General features: G+C 72.1%; 2 protein-coding genes. Both read left to right on the top strand.

What is annotated here, in order from left to right; genetic code table 11:
• The coding region (locus tag AQJ66_RS36585) for a hypothetical protein (protein WP_341849443.1) at positions 1-674 on the top strand (674 nt) is incomplete at its 5' end.
• On the top strand, positions 674-1,163 hold a 490-nt coding region (locus AQJ66_RS36580; RefSeq protein WP_341849442.1), incomplete at its 3' end, for a putative T7SS-secreted protein. The genes AQJ66_RS36585 and AQJ66_RS36580, both read left to right, overlap by 1 nt.

Here is a 1,163-nt window from a genome sequence, read left to right as displayed (position 1 = left end):
GAGGGGGAGACGCGGCGGTGAGCGGGGGCGGCGGCAAGGACATCAAGGCGTCGGGCCTGGACGAGATCGCGAAGGGCATCACGCTGACCCTGGCGGAGTTGAAGGGGCTGGGTGTCGACAGCCTGGCCGGGGTGGGCCGGGGCTTCTCGAACCTGGAACTGTCCGGTCTCCAGCTCGGTCACGAGGCCCTGACGGCGAAGTTCACGTCGTTCTGCGAGCGCTGGGAGTGGGGCGTGCGCGCCCTGGTGGCCGAGGGCAGCGCCTTCGCGGAGGACGTGGGCCTGTCGGCGGGCACGCTGTACGAGACGGACCAGTACGTCGGCGGCGCGCTCAAGGTCGGCTACAACTCGGTGGCGGGCGACCCGTACGCCTCCGAGGACACCGTCACGAAGCAGAGCTGGGACCAGCTTCGGCGGGGCAGCCGGGACGCGCTGACCCACCCCGACTACAGCGGCACGTCGTTCCGGGAGGCGTGGCAGCACGCCGAGCAGAGCGCGAAGGACGCCGGCCGGGACGTGATGACCGGCTCGCTGGGCCTGCCGCCGGGCGTCACCGTGGAGGAGCTGAACCGGGCGACGGGAGCCGATGACGGCTACAACCGGATGCTCGACGACCTGTGGGGCCCCTCCCCCGAGGAACGCGCCGAGGCCGCCGGGCAGGCCGGTGACGGCTGATGGGCGCCGGTGACCTGGCCGACTCCCTCATCGGCGGTGCCGGGGACCTCGTCGACGGCGGGAAGAAACTCCTCGGCGAGACGATCGACAAGGGCAGCGACATCGCCGCCGACGGCCTGGACATGGCCGGCGCCCACGACTGGGCCGACAACACGCGCCACTACGGGGACCAGGCCGCCTCCGCCCTGGGCGCCACCCCGGGCGAGCGGCAGCTCGGCCAGAGCGACGACCCCACCGACCTCGTCCACGGCAACGCCGAGGACATCCTGGCCACCGCCCGGCACCTCAAGCACTTCCACACCGCCTTCGACAAGGTCGGCCAGGGCATGCGGAAACTGGACTCCTCCCAGTGGCAGGGTCAGGCGGCCGAGGCGTTCCGCAAGAAGTTCGCCATGCACCCGGTCAAGTGGCTGCACGCGGCCGACGCCTGCCACCAGGCCGCCGCCGCCCTGGAGCACTACGCCGATACCGTCACCTGGGCGCAGAAGA

Source organism: Streptomyces bungoensis, assembly GCF_001514215.1.
GTDB lineage: Bacteria > Actinomycetota > Actinomycetes > Streptomycetales > Streptomycetaceae > Streptomyces > Streptomyces bungoensis.
Note: the sequence above shows the minus strand (reverse complement) of the source record. Positions and strands in the feature narration are given on the sequence as shown.